Source organism: Actinoplanes sp. CA-252034, assembly GCF_050956125.1.
Classification (GTDB): Bacteria; Actinomycetota; Actinomycetes; order Mycobacteriales; family Micromonosporaceae; genus Actinoplanes.
Genome location: NZ_CP191846.1, coordinates 2,879,338 through 2,896,846, shown reverse-complemented (window position 1 = coordinate 2,896,846; position 17,509 = coordinate 2,879,338). Strand labels below are relative to the sequence as shown.

Annotated in this window: 18 protein-coding genes; 10 read left to right on the top strand and 8 right to left on the bottom strand. The window is 70.3% G+C overall.

From position 1 onward, the window contains the following. Positions 1-23: 23 nt before the first annotated feature. The 4 genes from ACQPZW_RS13020 to ACQPZW_RS13005 are packed head-to-tail and all read right to left on the bottom strand — an operon-like array spanning position 24 to position 5,159. Positions 24-2,015 carry a beta-galactosidase gene (locus ACQPZW_RS13020; RefSeq protein ID WP_433795110.1) on the bottom strand — a complete coding sequence of 664 codons (1,992 nt, stop codon included), beginning with the start codon at positions 2,013-2,015 and terminating at the stop codon, positions 24-26. Then, positions 2,012-3,352, bottom strand: a complete 1,341-nt coding sequence (locus ACQPZW_RS13015; protein ID WP_433795109.1) for an ABC transporter substrate-binding protein — start codon at positions 3,350-3,352, stop codon at positions 2,012-2,014. Before ACQPZW_RS13015 ends, ACQPZW_RS13020 begins: the two co-directional genes overlap by 4 nt. A gap of 23 nt (positions 3,353-3,375) precedes the next feature. Continuing rightward, entirely contained in the window at positions 3,376-4,293 is a 918-nt protein-coding gene (locus ACQPZW_RS13010; RefSeq protein WP_433795108.1) for a carbohydrate ABC transporter permease, read from the bottom strand. Beyond that, positions 4,293-5,159, bottom strand: a complete 867-nt coding sequence (locus ACQPZW_RS13005; RefSeq protein WP_433795107.1) for a carbohydrate ABC transporter permease — start codon at positions 5,157-5,159, stop codon at positions 4,293-4,295. The genes ACQPZW_RS13010 and ACQPZW_RS13005 overlap by 1 nt, the downstream gene beginning before the upstream one ends. Positions 5,160-5,259: 100 nt before the next feature. Between ACQPZW_RS13005 and ACQPZW_RS13000 the strand changes: the two genes are divergently transcribed. Then, entirely contained in the window at positions 5,260-6,321 is a 1,062-nt protein-coding gene (locus ACQPZW_RS13000; RefSeq protein ID WP_433795106.1) for a LacI family DNA-binding transcriptional regulator, read from the top strand. 147 nt (positions 6,322-6,468) lie between these two features. Then, positions 6,469-6,834 carry a spore germination protein GerW family protein gene (locus ACQPZW_RS12995; protein ID WP_433795105.1) on the top strand — a complete coding sequence of 122 codons (366 nt, stop codon included), beginning with the start codon at positions 6,469-6,471 and terminating at the stop codon, positions 6,832-6,834. A gap of 82 nt (positions 6,835-6,916) precedes the next feature. On the opposite strand, the gene ACQPZW_RS12990 is transcribed toward ACQPZW_RS12995, so the two are convergent. Together ACQPZW_RS12990 and ACQPZW_RS12985 are read right to left on the bottom strand one after the other, a co-directional pair. After that, positions 6,917-7,579 carry a PilZ domain-containing protein gene (locus ACQPZW_RS12990; protein ID WP_433795104.1) on the bottom strand — a complete coding sequence of 221 codons (663 nt, stop codon included), beginning with the start codon at positions 7,577-7,579 and terminating at the stop codon, positions 6,917-6,919. 157 nt (positions 7,580-7,736) lie between these two features. Beyond that, complete coding sequence (locus ACQPZW_RS12985; protein WP_433795103.1) at positions 7,737-9,257, bottom strand: vanadium-dependent haloperoxidase; 1,521 nt, start codon at positions 9,255-9,257, stop codon at positions 7,737-7,739. A gap of 173 nt (positions 9,258-9,430) precedes the next feature. On the opposite strand from ACQPZW_RS12985, the gene ACQPZW_RS12980 reads away from it, so the two are divergent. The 3 genes from ACQPZW_RS12980 to ACQPZW_RS12970 are packed head-to-tail and all read left to right on the top strand — an operon-like array spanning position 9,431 to position 11,855. Further along, on the top strand, positions 9,431-9,949 hold the full coding sequence (locus ACQPZW_RS12980; RefSeq protein ID WP_433795102.1) for a SigE family RNA polymerase sigma factor: 519 nt from the start codon (positions 9,431-9,433) through the stop codon (positions 9,947-9,949). Next, entirely contained in the window at positions 9,946-10,785 is an 840-nt protein-coding gene (locus ACQPZW_RS12975) for a hypothetical protein (protein WP_433795101.1), read from the top strand. Before ACQPZW_RS12980 ends, ACQPZW_RS12975 begins: the two co-directional genes overlap by 4 nt. Beyond that, positions 10,782-11,855, top strand: a complete 1,074-nt coding sequence (locus ACQPZW_RS12970) for an amidoligase family protein (protein WP_433795100.1) — start codon at positions 10,782-10,784, stop codon at positions 11,853-11,855. Before ACQPZW_RS12975 ends, ACQPZW_RS12970 begins: the two co-directional genes overlap by 4 nt. A gap of 24 nt (positions 11,856-11,879) precedes the next feature. Here the strand turns inward: ACQPZW_RS12970 and ACQPZW_RS12965 are convergent, their stop codons facing one another. After that, positions 11,880-12,671 (bottom strand): DUF1932 domain-containing protein, encoded by a 792-nt coding sequence (locus ACQPZW_RS12965; RefSeq protein ID WP_433795099.1) that lies wholly within the window; start codon positions 12,669-12,671, stop codon positions 11,880-11,882. Positions 12,672-12,856: 185 nt separating this feature from the next. On the opposite strand from ACQPZW_RS12965, the gene ACQPZW_RS12960 reads away from it, so the two are divergent. Genes ACQPZW_RS12960 through ACQPZW_RS12945 form a run of 4 tightly spaced genes read left to right on the top strand, consistent with a single transcriptional unit; the run spans position 12,857 to position 16,285 of the window. Beyond that, the gene (locus tag ACQPZW_RS12960; RefSeq protein ID WP_433795098.1) at positions 12,857-13,582 is read left to right on the top strand and encodes a PIG-L deacetylase family protein; all 726 of its coding nucleotides are present in this window, start codon (positions 12,857-12,859) and stop codon (positions 13,580-13,582) included. After that, entirely contained in the window at positions 13,579-14,268 is a 690-nt protein-coding gene (locus tag ACQPZW_RS12955) for a 4-carboxy-4-hydroxy-2-oxoadipate aldolase/oxaloacetate decarboxylase (protein ID WP_433795097.1), read from the top strand. Before ACQPZW_RS12960 ends, ACQPZW_RS12955 begins: the two co-directional genes overlap by 4 nt. Further along, positions 14,265-15,317: a 4-oxalomesaconate tautomerase gene (locus ACQPZW_RS12950; protein ID WP_433795096.1), complete on the top strand. Its 1,053-nt coding sequence runs from the start codon at positions 14,265-14,267 to the stop codon at positions 15,315-15,317. The genes ACQPZW_RS12955 and ACQPZW_RS12950 overlap by 4 nt, the downstream gene beginning before the upstream one ends. Positions 15,318-15,334: 17 nt before the next feature. After that, complete coding sequence (locus ACQPZW_RS12945; RefSeq protein ID WP_433795095.1) at positions 15,335-16,285, top strand: VOC family protein; 951 nt, start codon at positions 15,335-15,337, stop codon at positions 16,283-16,285. 6 nt (positions 16,286-16,291) lie between these two features. On the opposite strand, the gene ACQPZW_RS12940 is transcribed toward ACQPZW_RS12945, so the two are convergent. Beyond that, a complete protein-coding gene (locus ACQPZW_RS12940) occupies positions 16,292-16,990 on the bottom strand; it encodes a GntR family transcriptional regulator (RefSeq protein ID WP_433795094.1) in 699 nt (232 codons plus the stop codon). 49 nt (positions 16,991-17,039) lie between these two features. Between ACQPZW_RS12940 and ACQPZW_RS12935 the strand changes: the two genes are divergently transcribed. Then, positions 17,040-17,429 carry a hypothetical protein gene (locus ACQPZW_RS12935; protein WP_433795093.1) on the top strand — a complete coding sequence of 130 codons (390 nt, stop codon included), beginning with the start codon at positions 17,040-17,042 and terminating at the stop codon, positions 17,427-17,429. Positions 17,430-17,509 lie beyond the last annotated feature (80 nt).

Sequence of the window (17,509 nt, the reverse complement as noted above, 5' to 3'; positions counted from 1 at the left end):
CCGGCCGGGGCCGGTCAGGCCCCTCACTCCCTACTGATGACGGTCACCCCACGCGGCGGAAGGATCCCGGCGCCCGGCAGGGCGCCGAGGTCCACCGGCTCGTCGGTGCGGTTGATCAGGAACCAGTGCTCCCCGCGGACCGCCAGCTCGACCCGGCCGCCCAGCTCCGCGGGCAGCTCGCCGCGCACCCCGGCGGGGCCGAGCAGACCGGGCAGCAGCACGCCGATCCCCTCCGGGCCGAGACGGGTGGAGACGTACGCCGCCGACCCTGCGCCTGCCCGACGCCGCGTCACCGCCGCCCGTTCCGCCTGGTCACCGGTCTTGTAGCGGGCCAGCACCTCGACGTCGTCGCCGGCCACGTCGATCCGGTCGGTCCAGATCGTCCCGGTGGTGCCGTTGTCCAGCTCGGCGCTCTCGTGGTCGAGCAGCGGCCCGAACTCCTCGATCCGGATGCCCAGCAGCTCACGCAGCGCCCCCGGATAACCGCCCAGCCAAACGTGGTCGTTCTCGTCGACGATCCCGGAGAAGTACGTGGTGACCAGGTGCCCACCGCCGGTCACCCAGTCCCGCAGCCGGTCGGCCAGCGCGGCCGGGACGACGTGCAGGATCGGGGCGATCAGGACCCGGTACTCCTCGAGCGGCCCGCCCGCCGGCAGCACGTCGGCGCGGATCCCGGCGTCGAGCAGCGCCGTGTACCAGTCCAGCGCCTCCTGCCGGTAGCGCAGCCGCTCGGTCGGGTGGGAGTCGTGCTCGGACACCCACCACGACTCCCAGTCGAAGACGATGCCGACGGCCGCCCGGGTGCGGTGTGAGCCGGCGACGGGCGCCAGCTCACGCAGCCGCTCCCCCAGCCGGGTCACGTTCCGGAAGAGATCACTGTCGGTGCCGGCGTGCGGCAGCATCGCCGAGTGGTACTTCTCGGCGCCGGCCCGCGACTGCCGCCACTGGAAGAAGCAGACCGCGTCGGCGCCGTGCGCGACGTGCGTGAGCGAGTCCCGCTCCAGCTCGCCCGGCTTCTTCGCGACGTTGACCGGCTGCCAGTTGACCGCGCTGGTCGAGTGCTCCATCAGGAACCACGGGCGCCCGCCGGCGATGTTGCCGGTCAGGTTGGCCGAGAAGGACAGCTCGTCGCGGGCCTGCGGGCCGGGCAGCACGTAGTGGTCGTTGGACACGAAGTCGATCTCGGCCGCCCAGTCGGCGAAGTTCATCCCCTTCGTCTCGCCCATCACCATGAAGTTCGTGGTGACCGGCACGTCCGGGGTGAACCGCCGGAGCAGGTCCCGCTCGGCGATCAGGTGGTCCTTGAGCGCGTCCGAGGAGAACCGCTTGAAGTCCAGCTGCTGGGTCGGGTTCGGGTACGAGGCGGCCAGCCGGGGCGGCAGCACCTCCTCGAAGTCGTCGTAGCGCTGTGCCCAGAACGCGGTCGCCCACGCCCGGTTGAGCGCTTCGACGGTGCCGTAGCGGGCCCGCAGCCACCGGCGGAAGGCGGCCGCCGCGTCGTCGGAGAAGTCGTAGACGTTGTGGCAGCCCAGCTCGTTGTTGACGTGCCAGGCCACCAGCGCCGGATGGTCCGCGTACCGGGTGGCCAGCTCCCGGACCAGCCGGAGAGCGTGTTCACGGAAGACCGGTGACGTGGGCCGCCAGTGCTGACGGCCGCCCGGCCACAGGGTCTCGCCGGTCCGCGTCACCGGCAGGATCTCCGGGTGCTTGCGGGTCAGCCACGGCGGTGGGGAGGCGGTGGCGGTGGCCAGGTCGACCGCGATGCCACCGGCGTGCAGCAGGTCCATCACCTCGTCGAGCCAGGCGAAGTCGTACACGCCGTCCCGCGGCTCCAGCCGGGCCCAGGAGAAGATCGCCAGACTGACGACGGTGACGCCGGCGGCCCGCATGGCCCGTACGTCATCGTCCCAGACCTCGCGGGGCCACTGGTCGGGGTTGTAGTCCGCGCCGAACTCCAGACGCGCCGACCCGGCGCGGCGAAGCCAGCGCCGGGTCGTCTCGTTGCTCTGCGTCATTTAACCGTGAAGCCCTGTTCCTGGCCGTACTTGATCGACGCGTCCTGCCAGGCCTTCAGGCCGTCGGGCAGCTTGCCCTGGCCGATGTAGGCCTTGCCCACGGTGTCGCCGTAGATGTTGTTGGCGTACACCTGGAAGGGCAGGTACGTCCAGCCGGTCACGACCTGGGACGCGGACTCGGCGAGCACCTCGTTGACCTTCTGGCCACCGAAGTAGGGGAACTCCTTGTTCTTGAAGGCGTCAGCGTTGAGCTGAGCCGTGGTCGCCGGGAAGGCACCCTTGTCGGTACGGGCCTGCGCGCCGTCCTCGACGGCGATGTACTTGAGGAACGCGTACGAGAGGGCCTTCTTCGTGCTGGCCTCGGTGATCGCCAGGGAGCTGCCACCGTTCTCCGAGCTGGCCTTGCCCCCGGCCTCCCACTGCGGCATGGGCGCGACCCGCCACTTGCCCTTGGCCGCCGCCGCGCCGTTCTCCAGGTTGGTCGGCATCCACGCGCCGATCACCAGGCTGGCGATGGTGCCGTCGCCGAGGCCCTTGAACCACTCGTCGGTCCAGGACACCACCGGCGAGAGCAGCTTCTGATCGAGCATCTGCTGCCAGAGCGTGGCGAACTTCTGGCTGCCGGCATCACCGAAGTCGACCTTCACGTCGGTGCCGTTCACGGTGTACGGCTTGCCGCCCGCCTGCCAGATCATGCTGGTGGTGAACCCGGCCTCGCCGCTGTCCGCGGTGATGTAGGCCTTCGGGTCCGCCTTGTGCAGCTTGTCGCCGGCCGCCGCGAACTCCTCCCAGGTGGTCGGCACCGCGATGCCGTGCTTGTCGAAGACCTCCTTGTTGTAGAAGAGGGCCATCGGGCCGGAGTCGATCGGGAGGCCGTAGACGCCCGTTCCCGATCGCACCGAGTTCCAGGTGCCCGGGGTGAACGTGCTCTGCAGCGAGCCCGCCCCGAACGCGGTCAGGTCGGCGACCGACTTGGCCAGGGCGAACTGCGGCAACGCGTAGTACTCCAGCTGCACCACGTCCGGCACGCCCGAGCCGGCCTGGACCGCGTTCTGCAGCGCGATGTACTCGTCCTTGTTGGTGCCGGCGTTGACCACCTTCACCTTGACCTTGGGGTACTTGGCCTGGAAGTCGGCGGCCACCGGGGCGATCGTGCTGTCCCACGCCCAGACGGTCAGCTCACCGCCGGTCTCCAGCGCGGCCTTCACGTCCGCCTCGGAGACCCCGGCCGCGGCCGTGCCGCCCTTGTCGCCCTCATCGGAGCCACCACAGCCGGCGGCCAGTAGCGTTATCGACATGGCCGCGCCCAGAAGCGCACGCCGCCGAGTGATCGACATGTTCCATCCCTTCGGAGAAAGGTTCACTGTTTGACGCTCCCCGCCGCCAGCCCCGACTGCCAGTAGCGCTGCAGCAGGAGGAAGGCGACGGTGAGAGGCACGATGGTGAGCAGGGATCCGGTGATGACGAGGTTGAAGACGACGTCCCCGTTGACCGTGTTGGCCTGGGTGCTCCAGGAGTAGATGCCGAGGGTGAGCGGGTAGAGCTCGGTGTCCTTCAGCATGATCAGCGGCAGGAAGAAGTTGTTCCAGGTGATCACGAGGTTGAACAACAGGACGGTGACGAGGCCCGGCGCGAGCAGCGGCAACGCCAGCTTGAAGAAGGTACGGAACTCGCCCGCCCCGTCGACGCGCGCCGACTCGAGGATCTCGTTCGGCACCGCGTCGGTCGAGTAGGTCCACATCAGGTAGAGGCCGAACGGCGACACCAGCGTCGGGACGATCACCGCCCACGGGGTGTCGGTGAGCCCCATCTTCGCGAACATCAGGAACGTCGGCACGGCCAGCGCGGTGGGCGGCACCGCGATGCCACCGAGGACAACGGCGAACACCGCCCGGCGCCCGGCGAAGTCGAACTTGGCCAGACCGTACCCGGCCAGAGTCGCCAGCAGGGTCGCTCCCCCGGCGCCCACCACCACGTACAGCAGCGTGTTGAGGACCCAGCGGCCGAAGATGCCGCCCTGATAGGTGAAGGTGTCGGCGATGTTGTCGAAGAGGGCGAAGTCCCGGCCGAACCAGAGGCCGAACGTGCCGAGCAGGTCCTCCTGGCTCTTGGTCGCGCTGATCACCAGCCACACCAGCGGGAGCAGCGCGTAGACCACCATCACACCGGTGGCGACGGTGAGGACGACGCTGCGCTTGGTCTTCTCGCGCCCACGACGTACCACCGGAGGGCGCTTCCGGCGACGCGCCGCGGGCCGGATGGTGGACGTGGCGGTCATCAGGCCGCCCCCTTCATGGAACGGCTCTGGAAGAGGTACGCCACCACCATCGTGGTCACACCCATGATCAGCGCGATGGTGGCCGAGTAGTTGATCTGCTGCCCGGCGAACGAGAGCTGGTAGGCGTAGATGTTCGGGGTGAAGTAGGTGGTGATCGAGTTGGGCGCCAGGCTGTCCAGCACCTGCGGCTCGTTGAAGAGCTGGAAGCTGCCGATGATCGAGAAGATCGTCGCCACGACCAGCGGCCCGCGCAGCGCCGGCAACTTGATCGCCCGGATGATCCGCCACTCGCTCGCGCCGTCGATGGCCGCGGCCTCGTAGAGCGCGGTGTCCACGACCCGCAGCCCGGAGTACAGGATGAGCATGTTGTAGCCGACGTACTCCCACGTCACGATGTGGCCGATGGTGCCGAGGATCCAGTCCGGCGCGAGCAGGTCCGGCAGGTTCAGGCCGAACGTCTCGTTCAGCGAGCCGACGAGACCGAACCGGACGCCGTACAGGAAGCTCGACATCATGGTCGCGACGACGGCCGGCACCGCGTACGGCAGGAAGATCGAGATCCGGAAGAAGCCGGTGCCGTAGAGCCGCCCGCTGTCGATGGCCAGCGCGACCAGCAACGCCAGCCCCAGCATGATCGGCACCTGGATCAGCAGGAACAGCGAGACGCGGGTGAGCGCCTCCCAGAACTGCGGGTCGCTGAACGCCTTGGTGTAGTTGTCGAAGCCGACGAAGCTGGTGCCACCGACCAGTCTGGTGCGGAAGACACTGAGATATGCCGAGTACCCGATGGGCGCCAGGAAGACCAGCCCGAAGACCGCGAGAAATGGACCGGTGAACTGCCAACCGATCCATGAACGACGGGTCACGCCTGCCCCCTCCCGAGGGTGTTTACGTAAACATGAACGTCATGTTTACGTAAACATGACTGCCGTATAGTGGCACGGGCCACAAATCACGGTCAAGGAGATGATCACCATCGAACCGCCCCGGCTCCGTGCCGCCTCGGACGTCCCCGGCGGCCGACGCAAACAACGCGTCTCCATGGCCGACGTGGCCCGCCTCGCCGGAGTCTCCTCACAGACCGTCTCCCGCGTCGCCAACGGCGCGGCCGGTGTCGTCGGGACCACCCGTGAGCAGGTGCTCGCCGCCATGAGCGAGCTCGGCTACCGGCCCAACAGCGCGGCCCGGTCCCTGCGCTACGGGCGCTTCAACACCATCGGCGTCATCCTGTTCGGGCTCTCGTCCATCGGCAACAGCCGCACCGTCGAGGCGATCGCCACCCACGCCGCCGCCGAGGGCTACGCGATAACCCTCATCCCGGTCGGCGCCCCCACCCAGGACAACGTCATGGGCGCCTTCACCAGGATGGGCGAGCTCGCCGTCGACGGGGTCATCCTCATCATCGAGGTGCACCTGCTCGACGCGTCCGCCGTCGCCATCCCGCCCGGAGTGCACGTGGTGGTCGTCGACTCCGACGCCGGAGAGCGCTACCCGGTCGTCGACACCGATCAGACCGACGGCGCGCGGCAGGCGGTCCGGCACCTTCTCGAGCTCGGGCACCGCAGCGTCTGGCATGTCGCGGGGCCCGTCGAGTCCTTCGCCGCCGAGCGCCGCGCCGGCGCCTGGCGCCGGGTCCTCGAAGAGGCCGGGCGCCCCGTGCCGCCGCCGGAGCGCGGAGACTGGTCGGCCGACTCCGGCTACCATGCCGGTCTGCGCCTCGCCGCGGAGCCGGACTGCACGGCGATCTTCGCGGCCAACGATCAGATGGCCCTCGGGGTGCTGCGCGCGCTTCACGAGCACGGGCATCGGGTGCCGGCCGACGTCAGCGTCGTCGGGTTCGACGACATCGCGGACGCCGGGTCGTATCTGCCGCCGCTCACCACCGTGCACCAGGACTTCGCCGAGGTCGGGCGGCGCTGCGTGGACGCCCTGCTGCGGCAGATCCACGACGAGCCGCGGGGGGCCGGCACCGATCTGGTCGCCACCCGGCTGGTGATCCGGGGGAGCACGGGACCGGCCCGCTCATGACCGACGCCGCGCCGGGCGGGGCCGCCTTCATCGTGAGCGGCGCCGCGCGGGGTGGGAGCATGGCGCAGGTTCTGTCGTGAGCGGGGCTGCGCCGAGCGGCTGAGAGGCGGACCCTGGGTGGAGACCTCCCACACGAAGGGTGTTGCCATGCCGTCCAAGCCCAGTTCCACCGAGATCCTCGAGCGTGCCCGGAGCGGGGCCTCCGCCGCGGGGCGTGTCTTCGGCGAGCCCATCGAACGCGACGGGGTCACGGTGGTTCCGGTCGCCGTCATCCGCGGCGGGGGCGGGGCCGGCGCCGGGAGCGGCTCGCCCGAGGACGGCGAGAAGCTCGAAGGCGAAGGGTCCGGCGGTGGCTTCGGCTTCTCGGCCCGCCCGGCCGGGGTGTTCGTGATCCGCGACGGGGACGCCCACTGGCGGCCGGCTCTGAACGTCAACCGGATCGTCGCGGGTGGGCAACTGCTCGGGCTGGCCGCGCTCCTCGTCATCGGAGCAGCCCTGCGCCGCCGCCGCTGACCCGCGCCGGCTTCCCGATCCTGGTCGATTCACCACCGTTTCCGGCGGCCGATCGACCAGGATCGGCGGCGGGCCCGCACAATCAGGCGGTGCGCTTGTTACGGCGGCGCTCGCCGATCTCCCAGGCCATGATGTATTGGCGGATGGTACGGGCCAGCTCCTCCTTCGTGTCGAAGACGAGGATCAGGTGCTGGCCGGGGTCGCCGTGAGGGGCGTCCCGCACGTTGTGGACGACGCCGCACAGCTTCGCCTCGGCGGTGCCCAGCCAGACCGTGGCCTCGACCCGGTCACCCTGGGTCAGGGAGGTGGCCTCGTCGATCCAGCACCGCAGGCCGCCCTCGCTGATGTCCAGCAGGACACCCTCGGCCGGCTGACCGCTGACCTCGGCGTTCAGGTGGACCACGGCGCCGGCGCCACCGCGGACGAACTCGCGGCGGTTGTCGTGCCGGGCGGGGCCCGACGGGGTGAGGATCCAGCGCAGCGGGGCGCTGCCGGACACCACGACGAGGCGGCAGGGCAGGACCACGCGGGTGCGCGGCGGTGCCCAGAAGACCTCGAACTCCTGACCGGGCTCGAACATCGCGAGGCCGGTCGTCTCCAGCGGGGCGGCCACACTGAACGTGTCGCCGTCGATGGACTCGAGCTTGGAACGAAGGTTCACGCCGTCACCGAGAACCAGGAAGACGGGGTCACCGATCGCCGGCAGCTCGACGTCGGCCAGACCTCCGGCCCCTGGGACCGACATGACTCCAGCTGCGCTGTTGCTCATCATTCACCTCTCCGGGACACCCGGGTTCACCACTGGTCGGGTCGGCCTCTCTGATCGGCAGCCCGAGTCCGTACGTGAACATCCCGGGGAGCCGGGACGGCCGTCACGTTCGACAGCCGCCCCGGGCCACCTGTCAGGGCCAGGGGAAGTAGACGAGCCGCCAGCCGGAGCCCTCCTGCCGGCAGTAGTAGGCGCTGTAGATCCGGTTGGCGTAGACCGCGTCGTCACCGGTCTCGTCACACACCTGGGCGGTGGCGTAGGTGCCGCCGCCGATCACCTTCTGGAACAGCTTGTCGGCGACGTAGTTGCCGACCTTCGCGCCGGCCGTGTTGCCCTGCGTCCCGTCCCAGCCGTAGTGCACGCCCAGATAGATCCGGCTGCGGGCGTCCTCCAGCGCGGCCGCGCTGAAACTGGTGAAGGTCCGTGTCACGCCGACCGCGTGCGGGTCGTCGGTGCCGCCGGTGAAGGTGACGTTGTCGGTGCCGAAGTAGCGTTCCATCGTCTTGGCCCAGGCTCCGCCGAAGGTGGCGTGCCCGGAGATCCAGGCCGGGAAGGCGGGGCTGAAGTTGACCCCGTTGCGGTCGGCCGACAGCGGCTTCCACGCCGCGTCAGCGGTGGTGGCGGCGTTGTTGTCGGTCCCGGCCAGCTGGATCGCCGACTCCGGGCGCCACAGGTCGATCGGTGTCAGGTACTTGGCGTCCCAGGCCACCACCGCGGCGTCGGCCATGGCAGCGCTGACCAGGGCGAAGAGCCGCAGGTTGGCCATCTGGTCGAGACCACGGGCCGCCGACACGGTCTGGGTGTGCGCGAAGTGCTGGCCCGGCGGCTTGTAGGTGCCGTCGAGGTCGTTGGCCCAGAACCAGGCGGCCTGCGTCTGATCCGCGGTACGCGTCGAGCCCGTCGCCCGGCCGAGGCTCTTGACATCGTTGACCTGGGCCGCGTACGCCGAACTCGCCAGCAGGGACGACATGGTCGAGTAGCCGCCGGGAAGCGGGGGCCGGAGAGTCGCCAGTTTGTACTGATCGCTGAACCGGGAGAACGGCACCACCTGGCCCCAGCCGGGGGTGGCGGCGTTGCCTGATCCGGTCGGCCGCCAGTAGCCGGGCTCGTTGATCAGTGTGTACGTGGTGTTGAGCCCCGACAGGTCGGAGTTGGGGTCTCGTCGGGAGATCATGTTCTGCCCGGCCTTGACACCGACCGTACGGCCCTGCTGCTGGGAGGCGTCCACGGCGATGCCGTCCTGGGCGGCCGTCAGGTCAGCGTTGAAGCCGACGTTCGGGTAGAGGCTGGTCAGCACGGTGTGCGCGGCGTAGTCGATCGCCGTCTCCACATCCGGGTTCGCCCAGTTCGTGATCGGGTTGGTGCCGGTGTAGTCGATCGCCAGGCAGTTGAAGTCGTCGTACGTACCCGTTTTGTAGCAGTTGATGGTGTTGACGGCGTTGAACATGGCGTTGTGCATCATCGCCCCGGAACGTGCCAGCGGCCCCGGCGCTCCGCCGACCGTCCGGTACGTCTTGAGCAGGACTTTGTTCCAGAAGATGACGTGATCGCCGATGGGCGCCGCCTGTGCCGGCCCGGCCGTGACCGTGAGGCCTGCCGCGGCCATCACCACGGACAGCACTCCCAGGAGCGCTCTTCTGAGCTGTTTGCGCATGAAAATCCCCCGTGCGTCGAGCATGTGTGACAGGGATCCTCAGGTCCACATGAGACGCGCGGGTAACCGGACGGTCACAGTTAGACATGTAAATGTTTGAGATCACTTGAGTTCCCGAAGAAAAATCTTGGGAATCGACTGCACAACTCGGCCCCGGGATGCGTCGATGGGGTGTGACCTTCGAGCAATTCGCGCTGGCCCGGCTGCCCAGCCTGCTCCGGTACGCGGTCGTCCTCACCGGCGACCGGGATCTGGCGCAGGACGTCGTGCAGGAGGTGCTGGCACGCGCCCAGGTCCGCTGGAAACGCATCAGTGACGCCGACTCACCGGAGGCGTACGTACGGCGCATGGTGCTCAACGAGTACCTGTCGTGGCGGCGCAGCTGGGCGGTGCGGCACATCCACGCGGCCGGGGAACGGTTGATCGAGCTCGACGACGCCCGCGGCGGGATCCGCGACCACGCGGACGGTGTGGTCGAGGCCGACGCGCTCTGGCACCGGCTTGCCGCCCTCGGGCGCAAGCAGCGGGCGGTGCTGGTGTTGCGCTACTACGAACAGCTGGACGACGACACGATCGCCGACCTGCTGGGTTGCGCGCCCGCAACGGTGCGCAGCCACGCGTCGAGGGCACTGCAGATTCTCCGGCTCGATCAGCAGTCGGAGCTACGAGTCCACGCCGAGGAGAGGTCGTGAACGAGCACGGAGACCGGCTGCGCGAAGCCTTCACCAAGCACGAGACCGAGACGCCGGACCCCGCAGCGGTCTACGCCCGCGTCGAGGAGCTGGCGAAGAAATACAAGTGGCGCCGGTTCGGTGCGCAGGCCGCGGGCGGGGTGGCGCTGAGCGCCGGCCTGATCGCGGGCATCACCCAGCTGCCGGCGATCCTGCCCGCCTCCCCGGCCCCGAGCAACGCGCCGGCCTTCCAGGTCGCCGCCCCGATCGAGACCCTCGACCCCTCCGCGGCACTCACCGAGGAGCAGACCGAGGCGGGCATCGCCGCGTACTTCAAGGCCGGTTTCGGCTACGACAACGCGGTCGAGCTGGCCAAGCTCTGGAACCTCGCGGCTGACAAGATCGGCCAGGTCAAGGCGGTCGCCGGGCAGAAGCTGCTGGCCGGGGAGACCCTCCCGGTCACCGCCAAGCCCAACCCCACCGAACCGGCGACCGAGGAGCCGGAGGACCCGGAGCTGTCCAAGCAGGTGGAGGAGTTCTTCCTGCAGGGCTACGACTATGACGACGCGGTCATCCTGGCCAAGCTGTGGAGCATCGCCGACCCGGGCGACGCCAAGGCCGAGGCCGGCAGGCGGCTGCTCGCCGGGGAGTCGCTCCCGGGTGGCGTCAAGCCGGACCCGAAGCAGGTCGAGGAGGGCAAGCAGGCCCGCCTGGCGAACGCCTTCTGGGAGGCCGGCTACGACAGCGAGGACGCCCAGAAACTGGCCAAGCTCTGGAAGCTGGACGACACGTACTCGGCGAAGGTCGAGGCCGGACGTCGGCTGAAGGCCGGCGAGACGCTGCCGATCCAGCCGTGACCCCGGGTCTGCGCCGGCGCATCGGTTTCGAGATCGAGCTGATGGCCCCTCCGGGGGTCAGCCGGCGGACCCTCGCCATGGACCTGGCCGGACGCTGCGGGGGCAGCGTCCGGCCGGTATGGCACCACGACAGCGAGCCGTCCCTGGTCCCCGGCCTGGGGCGGTTCCTGCATCTCACGCAAGGTTTCGAGGTGCGGCGGCCAGGCGGGGAGCCGCTGTGCACGCTCGTCGACGACGTCACCCTGATGCACGGCCTGGATCCGCGGGCACCCGCCATTCCCGGCTGGCACCGGATCCTCACCGACGACACCCGGCTGCTACGCCTGCTCGCGCTGCAGTGCGACCCGGGCGCCCACCTGCCGGAGGTCCTGGCGCCGGCGGCCCACCTGTGGGGCACCGAGGTTCAGCAGCACGGCCGGATCTTCCGGCTCGACGACCCGTCCGGCGCGACGGTGGCCCTGGCCTCCCCCGCCGGCGGCGAACGCGAGCGCCCCTGCGAGATCGTCACCCCGCCGATCGCCGCCGACCATCACGCCGCGCTGGCCGAGCTGCTCGAACCGGCCAGCGCCCTCGGCTTCACCGTCCCGCACGAGGCGGCCGTGCACCTGCACGTCGACGGTGCGCCGTTCCGCGCACCGGAGGCGCTGGCCAACGTGGTGCGGTTGTTCGCCCACTACCGGGAGGCACTGCGGGAGCTGCTGGCCACCAACCCGGCCTGCCGGCGCCTGGCTCCGCTCCCGGCGCCGCTGGTCACCGCGGCCGCCGGCGACCCGACCACCGGCGAACTGCGCAAGGCGGCCTCCGACGGCGGGCTCACGAAGTTCTTCGACGTCAACCTGACGCAGGTGCTCACCGACACGCCGATCCGCGACACGGTGGAGATCCGCATCCTGCCGGGGGCTATCGACGCCGACGAGATCATCAACCGGGCCGCCCTGGTCGACCTGCTACTGGCCCGCTGCGCCGACCCGCTCCCGATTCCGCCTCCGGCGAACCCCGGATCCGCGTTCGAGACGCTGCTGGAACTGGCCGCCGAGAGCCTCCAGAACCGCGAGCGGCACGGCCGGTAGGAGCGCCGTCAGCCGCCCGGCGGGTCAGGGCGTCGGCCGCTGCTCGATCAGAGCGTCGAGGACGTCGCGGGCGGCGGGGGCGATGCGGGGCGGGACACCCAGATCGGTGAGCAGCTCGGTGGCGGCGGCCATCTCCTCGCGGCGACGGACGGCGTGCCTGCGCGAGCCGTCGACCAGGCGGTCCAGGGTGGAGGCGTCGCCACGGATCAGCTCCTCGCGGATGTTGCCGCGCAGCCACTCCTCCAGCCCGGCGGCCCGTGCCGCTTCCAGGGACTCGGTCACGGCGGCGGCCAGGCCCTTGTAGAAGACGCTGCGCAGCAGTTTGCGGGTGGCGGCCGCGCCGACCGGGCCGTCCAGCACCTCCACCGACGCGCCGTATCCGCCCAGCACCACGGCCAGCTCGGGGGCGGCCGGACCGCTGGCGGTCATCGGCGTGCGCAGGCCACGGCCGGGAACCGGGGACATCAGGGCGACGTCGACGACCCGTACCGTTCGGCCGCCGAGCGCCGCGAGACGTTCCTTGAGGCCGGGCGTCGCGGTGTTGAGGTCGGCCCAGATCGTGCCGGTGGGCAGGCCCGGCAACGAGTCACGCAACGCGTCCACCGCGTCGGCGGCGCTGTTGACGCTCAGCACGATCGACGCTCCGGAGACCGCGGCCGCGTCACTGTCCGCGGCCCCTACGCCGGCCGGCGCCGGCACCTTCGGGTCGTAGCCCCGCACGATCGCGCCCGCCGCGGCCAGGTCGGCGGCGATCAGGCTGCCTGCCTCGCCGAGCCCGAGGACGGCGATGACGGGCCGGCTGGCGGGGACGGTCATGGCGGGTCTCCTGACGTTCCAGCGGGGACGTGAGTATGCCGCGAGTGTTCCCATCGGGCGACAGGATTGTCAACAATTGTTTCGACGAACCCTGTCGCCTAGGCTCGGTCGGGTGCCCGCGCCCCCGTGGATCAACTGACGCGCGGATTGTTGACAATAATGCTGGTAATCGACGGGAATATGCGATGACCGATGCGACCCTGGTGCTCACCGCCCACCCCGGTGACTTCGTCTGGCGTGCCGGCGGCGCGATCGCCCTGGCGGCCTCCCGTGGTCGGCGCGTGGTGATCGGCTGCATGAGCTTCGGCGAGCGCGGCGAATCGGCCTCGCTCTGGCGCAAGGGATACACGCTGCAGCAGGTCAAGGACCATCGGCGGGCCGAGGCCGAGCAGGCGGCGGCGGTGCTGGGCGCGGAGATCCGGTTCTTCGACGCCGACGACTACCCACTGGTCGAGACGCCGGCACTGCTGCGGGGGCTGATCGACCTGTACCGGGAGGTGCAGCCGGGGGTGGTGCTCACCCACGCGGCGGCCGACCCGTACAACGGCGACCACGCGTTCGCGCACGCCATCGCGCTGAAGTCCCGCATCCTGGCGCAGGCGCCCGGTGTCGAGGGGCCGGGCGAGGTGATCGGCGCGCCGCCGGTCTTCAGCTTCGAGCCGCACCAGCCGGAGCAGTGCGGCTTCATACCGAACGTGCTGCTCGACATCACACCGGTGTGGGAGGCCAAGCGGGAGGCGATGCGGATCCTGGCCGCGCAGAAGCACCTGCACACCTACTACACCGAGCTGGGCAGCCGGCGTGGTCTGCAGGCGTCCCGCAACTCGGGGCCGAACCTCGGACTGCCCGACGACACCTATGCGGAGGCGTACATGCGGCTCTACCCGCAGGTCACCCGGGAGCTGTCGTGACGGCGCGGCACATGGTGGTCCGGACCTCGAAGCGGGTGCCGGCGGACGTGCTGGCCGGGCTGGCCGAGGCGGGCGCGTCGACCGTGCACGAGGCCGACGGGCGGCGCGGCGCGGTCGCCCCGCAGCTCAGGCCGATCCAGACCGGGGCCCGGATCGCCGGGAGCGCGGTGACGGTGTCCTGCCATCCCGGGGACAACCTGATGATCCACGCGGCGGTGGAGCAGGTACGGCCCGGCGACGTCGTGGTCGTGACGACCACGTCGCCGTCGACCGACGCGATGCTGGGCGATCTGCTCGCCACGTCGTTACGGGCGCGCGGCGCGATCGGGGTGGTCCTGGACGCGGGCGTACGGGACGTGGCCGACCTGCGGGAGATGGGCTTCCCGGTGTGGTCACGGGCGGTCGGCACGCAGGGGACGGTCAAGGCGAGCCCGGGCTCCGTCAACGTCCCGATCGTGGTCGGCGGGCAGGTGATCCGGCCGGGTGACGCGATCGTGGCCGACGACGACGGTGTCGTGGTCGTGCCGCACGAGCGGGCCGGGCAGGTGCTGGAGGCGGCCCGGGACCGGATCGCCAACGAGGCGTCGAAACGGGCCCGGCTGACCGACGGTGAGCTGGGCCTGGACATGTACCGGCTGCGGCCGCTGCTCGCCGAGCTGGGCGTCGTCTACGTGGACGAGCCGTGAGCGTCCCGGTCGTGATCATGCGGGGCGGGACGTCGAAGGGCGCCTACTTCCTGGCCTCCGACCTGCCGGTCGACCCGGACGAACGCGACGCGCTGCTGCTGTCGGTGATGGGCTCGCCCGATCCTCGGCAGATCGACGGGATCGGCGGCGGGCATCCGCTGACCAGCAAGGTCGCCGTGGTCAGCCGGTCCGACGACCCGGCCGCCGACGTGGACTACCTGTTCCTGCAGGTGCAGGTGGACCGGCCGCTGGTCAGCGCCGAGCAGCCGTGCGGGAACATCCTGGCCGGCGTCGGGCCGTTCGCGATCGAGCGCGGGCTGGTCCCGGTCGCCGGTGACGTCACCCCGGTCCGCGTGCGCATGGTCAACACCGGAGCGCTGGCCGTGGTCTCGGTGTCCACCCCGGACGGTGCGGTCACCTACGCCGGGGACACGGCGCTGAGCGGGGTGCCGGGGGCGGCGGCGCGGATCGAGGTGGAGTTCCGGGACACCGCCGGGTCGGTCGCGCCGGGGCTGCTGCCGACCGGGCGCGTCCTCGACGACCTCGACGGGGTGCCGGCCACGCTCATCGACAACGGGATGCCGGTCGTGCTGATGTCCGCGAAGTCGCTCGGTGTCACGGGGCGCGAGACCCCGGCCGAACTGGAGGCGGACACGCGTCTGTGCCGACGGGTGGAGCAGTTGCGAATACTCGCGGGCACGATGATGCAACTGGGAGATGTGAGCACGACGACCGTACCGAAGATGTGTCTGATCTCGCCGCCGGAAAGCGGTGGCAGCCTCGCGACGCGCATGTTCATCCCCCATCGCGTCCATGCCTCGATCGGCGTCCTCGCCGCCGTGACCGTCGGCACCGCGGCGGCCATGCCCGGCAGCGTCGCGCACACCGGGGCCGCCGGAACGTTCCGCCTGGAGCATCCGACCGGTTTCACCGACGTGGTCATCGACCTCGACGCCGGCCGCTCGGCGATCGTCAGCACCGCCCGCCTGATCCTGGAGGGGCGGGTCCACCCCCGCCGCGACAGGGAAGGAGCCATCGTCCATGGTTGAGGAGAGGGCCCAGAACAATGGCTGAGAAGATCCGCGACATCGCGCACGTCTCCGCGGTGGAGCTCCGGACGCCCGTCCTCGACGACACGGTCCGGTTCTTCACCGACCAGATGGCCATGGAGGTCGTCGAGCGCCGCGGCGACAGCGCCTACCTGCACGCCTGGGACGACTACGAGCATTTCACCGTCAAGGTCACGGGAGCGGGCACGTCCGGCATCGGCCGGACCTGGCTGCGGGCCCGCAGCCCCGAGGCCCTGGAGCGGCGGGTCCGCGACATCGAGGCCGCCGGCCTCGGGCAGGGTTGGAGCTCCGACGAGCCGGGGTACGGTCCGGTCTTCCACTTCACCGACCCGGACGGGCACTCGTTCGGTCTGTACTACGAGACGAAGCGGTATGTGGCGTCGGACGCGACCCGGCCCTCATTGAAGAACCAGGCCGCGCGTTTCCCGGGGCGCGGGGCCAACGTGCGGCGGCTCGACCACGTCAACTACCTCGCCCAGGACGTGCCACGCAACGAGGATTTCCTGGCCGGGCCGCTGACCGGGCGGGCCAGCGAGCAGATCGTGCTGAACGACGGGACCAAGGCCGCGGTCTGGTACACGTTCACCGACAAGTCCTACGACCTCGTCTACACCCGCGACTGGACCGGCTCCGAGGGGCGCCTACACCACGTAGCGTTCGCGACCGACACCCGCGAGGACATCCTGCGGGCCGCCGATGTGTTCCTCGAAGCAGGCGTGCACATCGAGACCGGACCCCACAAACACGCCATTCAACAGACCTTCTTCCTGTACGTGTGGGAGCCCGGCGGCAACCGCATCGAACTCTGCAACGCCGGCGCGCGGCTGCTGCTCGCCCCCGACCACGAGGTGGTCACCTGGACCGAGGCCGAGCGCGCCAAGGGACAGGCGTGGGGTCTCCAGACGATCGCGTCGTTCCACACCCACGGGACGCCGCCGGTGGGTTGAGGCTTTTCAGGGGTGGCCGCCGCTCTCCTCCAGTGAGCGCAGGACCTCGATGACGCTGGCGATGTGCTCACGCATCGCCGTCTCGGCGGCGGCCGGGTCACGCTCACGGATCGCCGTGATGATCCGCTCGTGCTGCGGCAGCGACGTCTGCGGCCGGCCCGGCAGCAGGGACAGCATGAACTGGTGACGGGCAAGCTGGGCGCGCAGCGTGCCGATCAGCCGGTCGGCCGTGGCGTGGCCGGCGACCGTCCGGATCAGGCCGTGCAGGCGCTGGTTGAGGTCGCTGTAGCGGCGGAACTCGCCGGACTCGACGGCCCGGCGCATCAGCAGGCCGATCTCGTCGAGCTCGCTGGCCTGGGGGTCGGTCACCCGCTCGGCGGCCTGCGCGGCGACCAGGCCCTCCAAGACCATCCGCACCTGGGTGATCTCGATGGTCTCGGCCAGCGAGATCTTCCGGACCTGGGCGCCCCGGTTACGCTGGATCTCCACCAGGCCCTCACCGGAGAGATCCTGCAGGGCCAGCCGGATGTTGAACCGGCTCACCCCGAACCGCTCGATCAGCTGCGCCTCGACCAGGCGCTCGCCGGGCATGTACTCCCCCGACAGAATGGCCGTGCGCAACTCGTCACGCGCGGTCGCCTTGTCCCCGCCCTCGCCGGTGTCCCGTGCCCGTCGCACGCTGGTGAGGTCTTTCTCCGCAGACATGTGATCCCGTCGTCCATTGCCGTCGGACTGCTGTCGTCCAGGCCTTCCGGTGCTGTCGTTCAGCCTTCCGGTGCTGTCGTTCAGCCTCCCGGTGCGGTCGTTCAGCCTCCCGATGCTGTCGTCCAGCCTCCCGATGCTGTCGTCCAGCCTCCCGATGCTCTCGTCCAGCCTCCGGTGCTGTCGTCCAGGCCTTCGGTGCGAGAACGATACCGCGCGGGCCGAAGGCTACGACCTCGGCTCGTCGCTCGCCTTCCTCATCGTGATCAACCTGGGCGGCATCGTCGGCATGCTCGTCGCCAGCCGGTTCGCCGACTGTTTCGGCGCCGTCCCGGAGGCCGCGATCTGGTTCGCCTCACCGCCGTCGGCGTCTACCAGCTCGGTGTCCACACGCCGCTCGCGATCACGTACATCGTCGTCTTCCTGGCCGCAGTCCTCCTAGCCGTCGTCTTCCTGCCCGCCGTCCTCCTAGCCATGGCTTTCCTGGCCTCGCCGCTCGCCCGCCCGCCGTCCGCCCGCCGC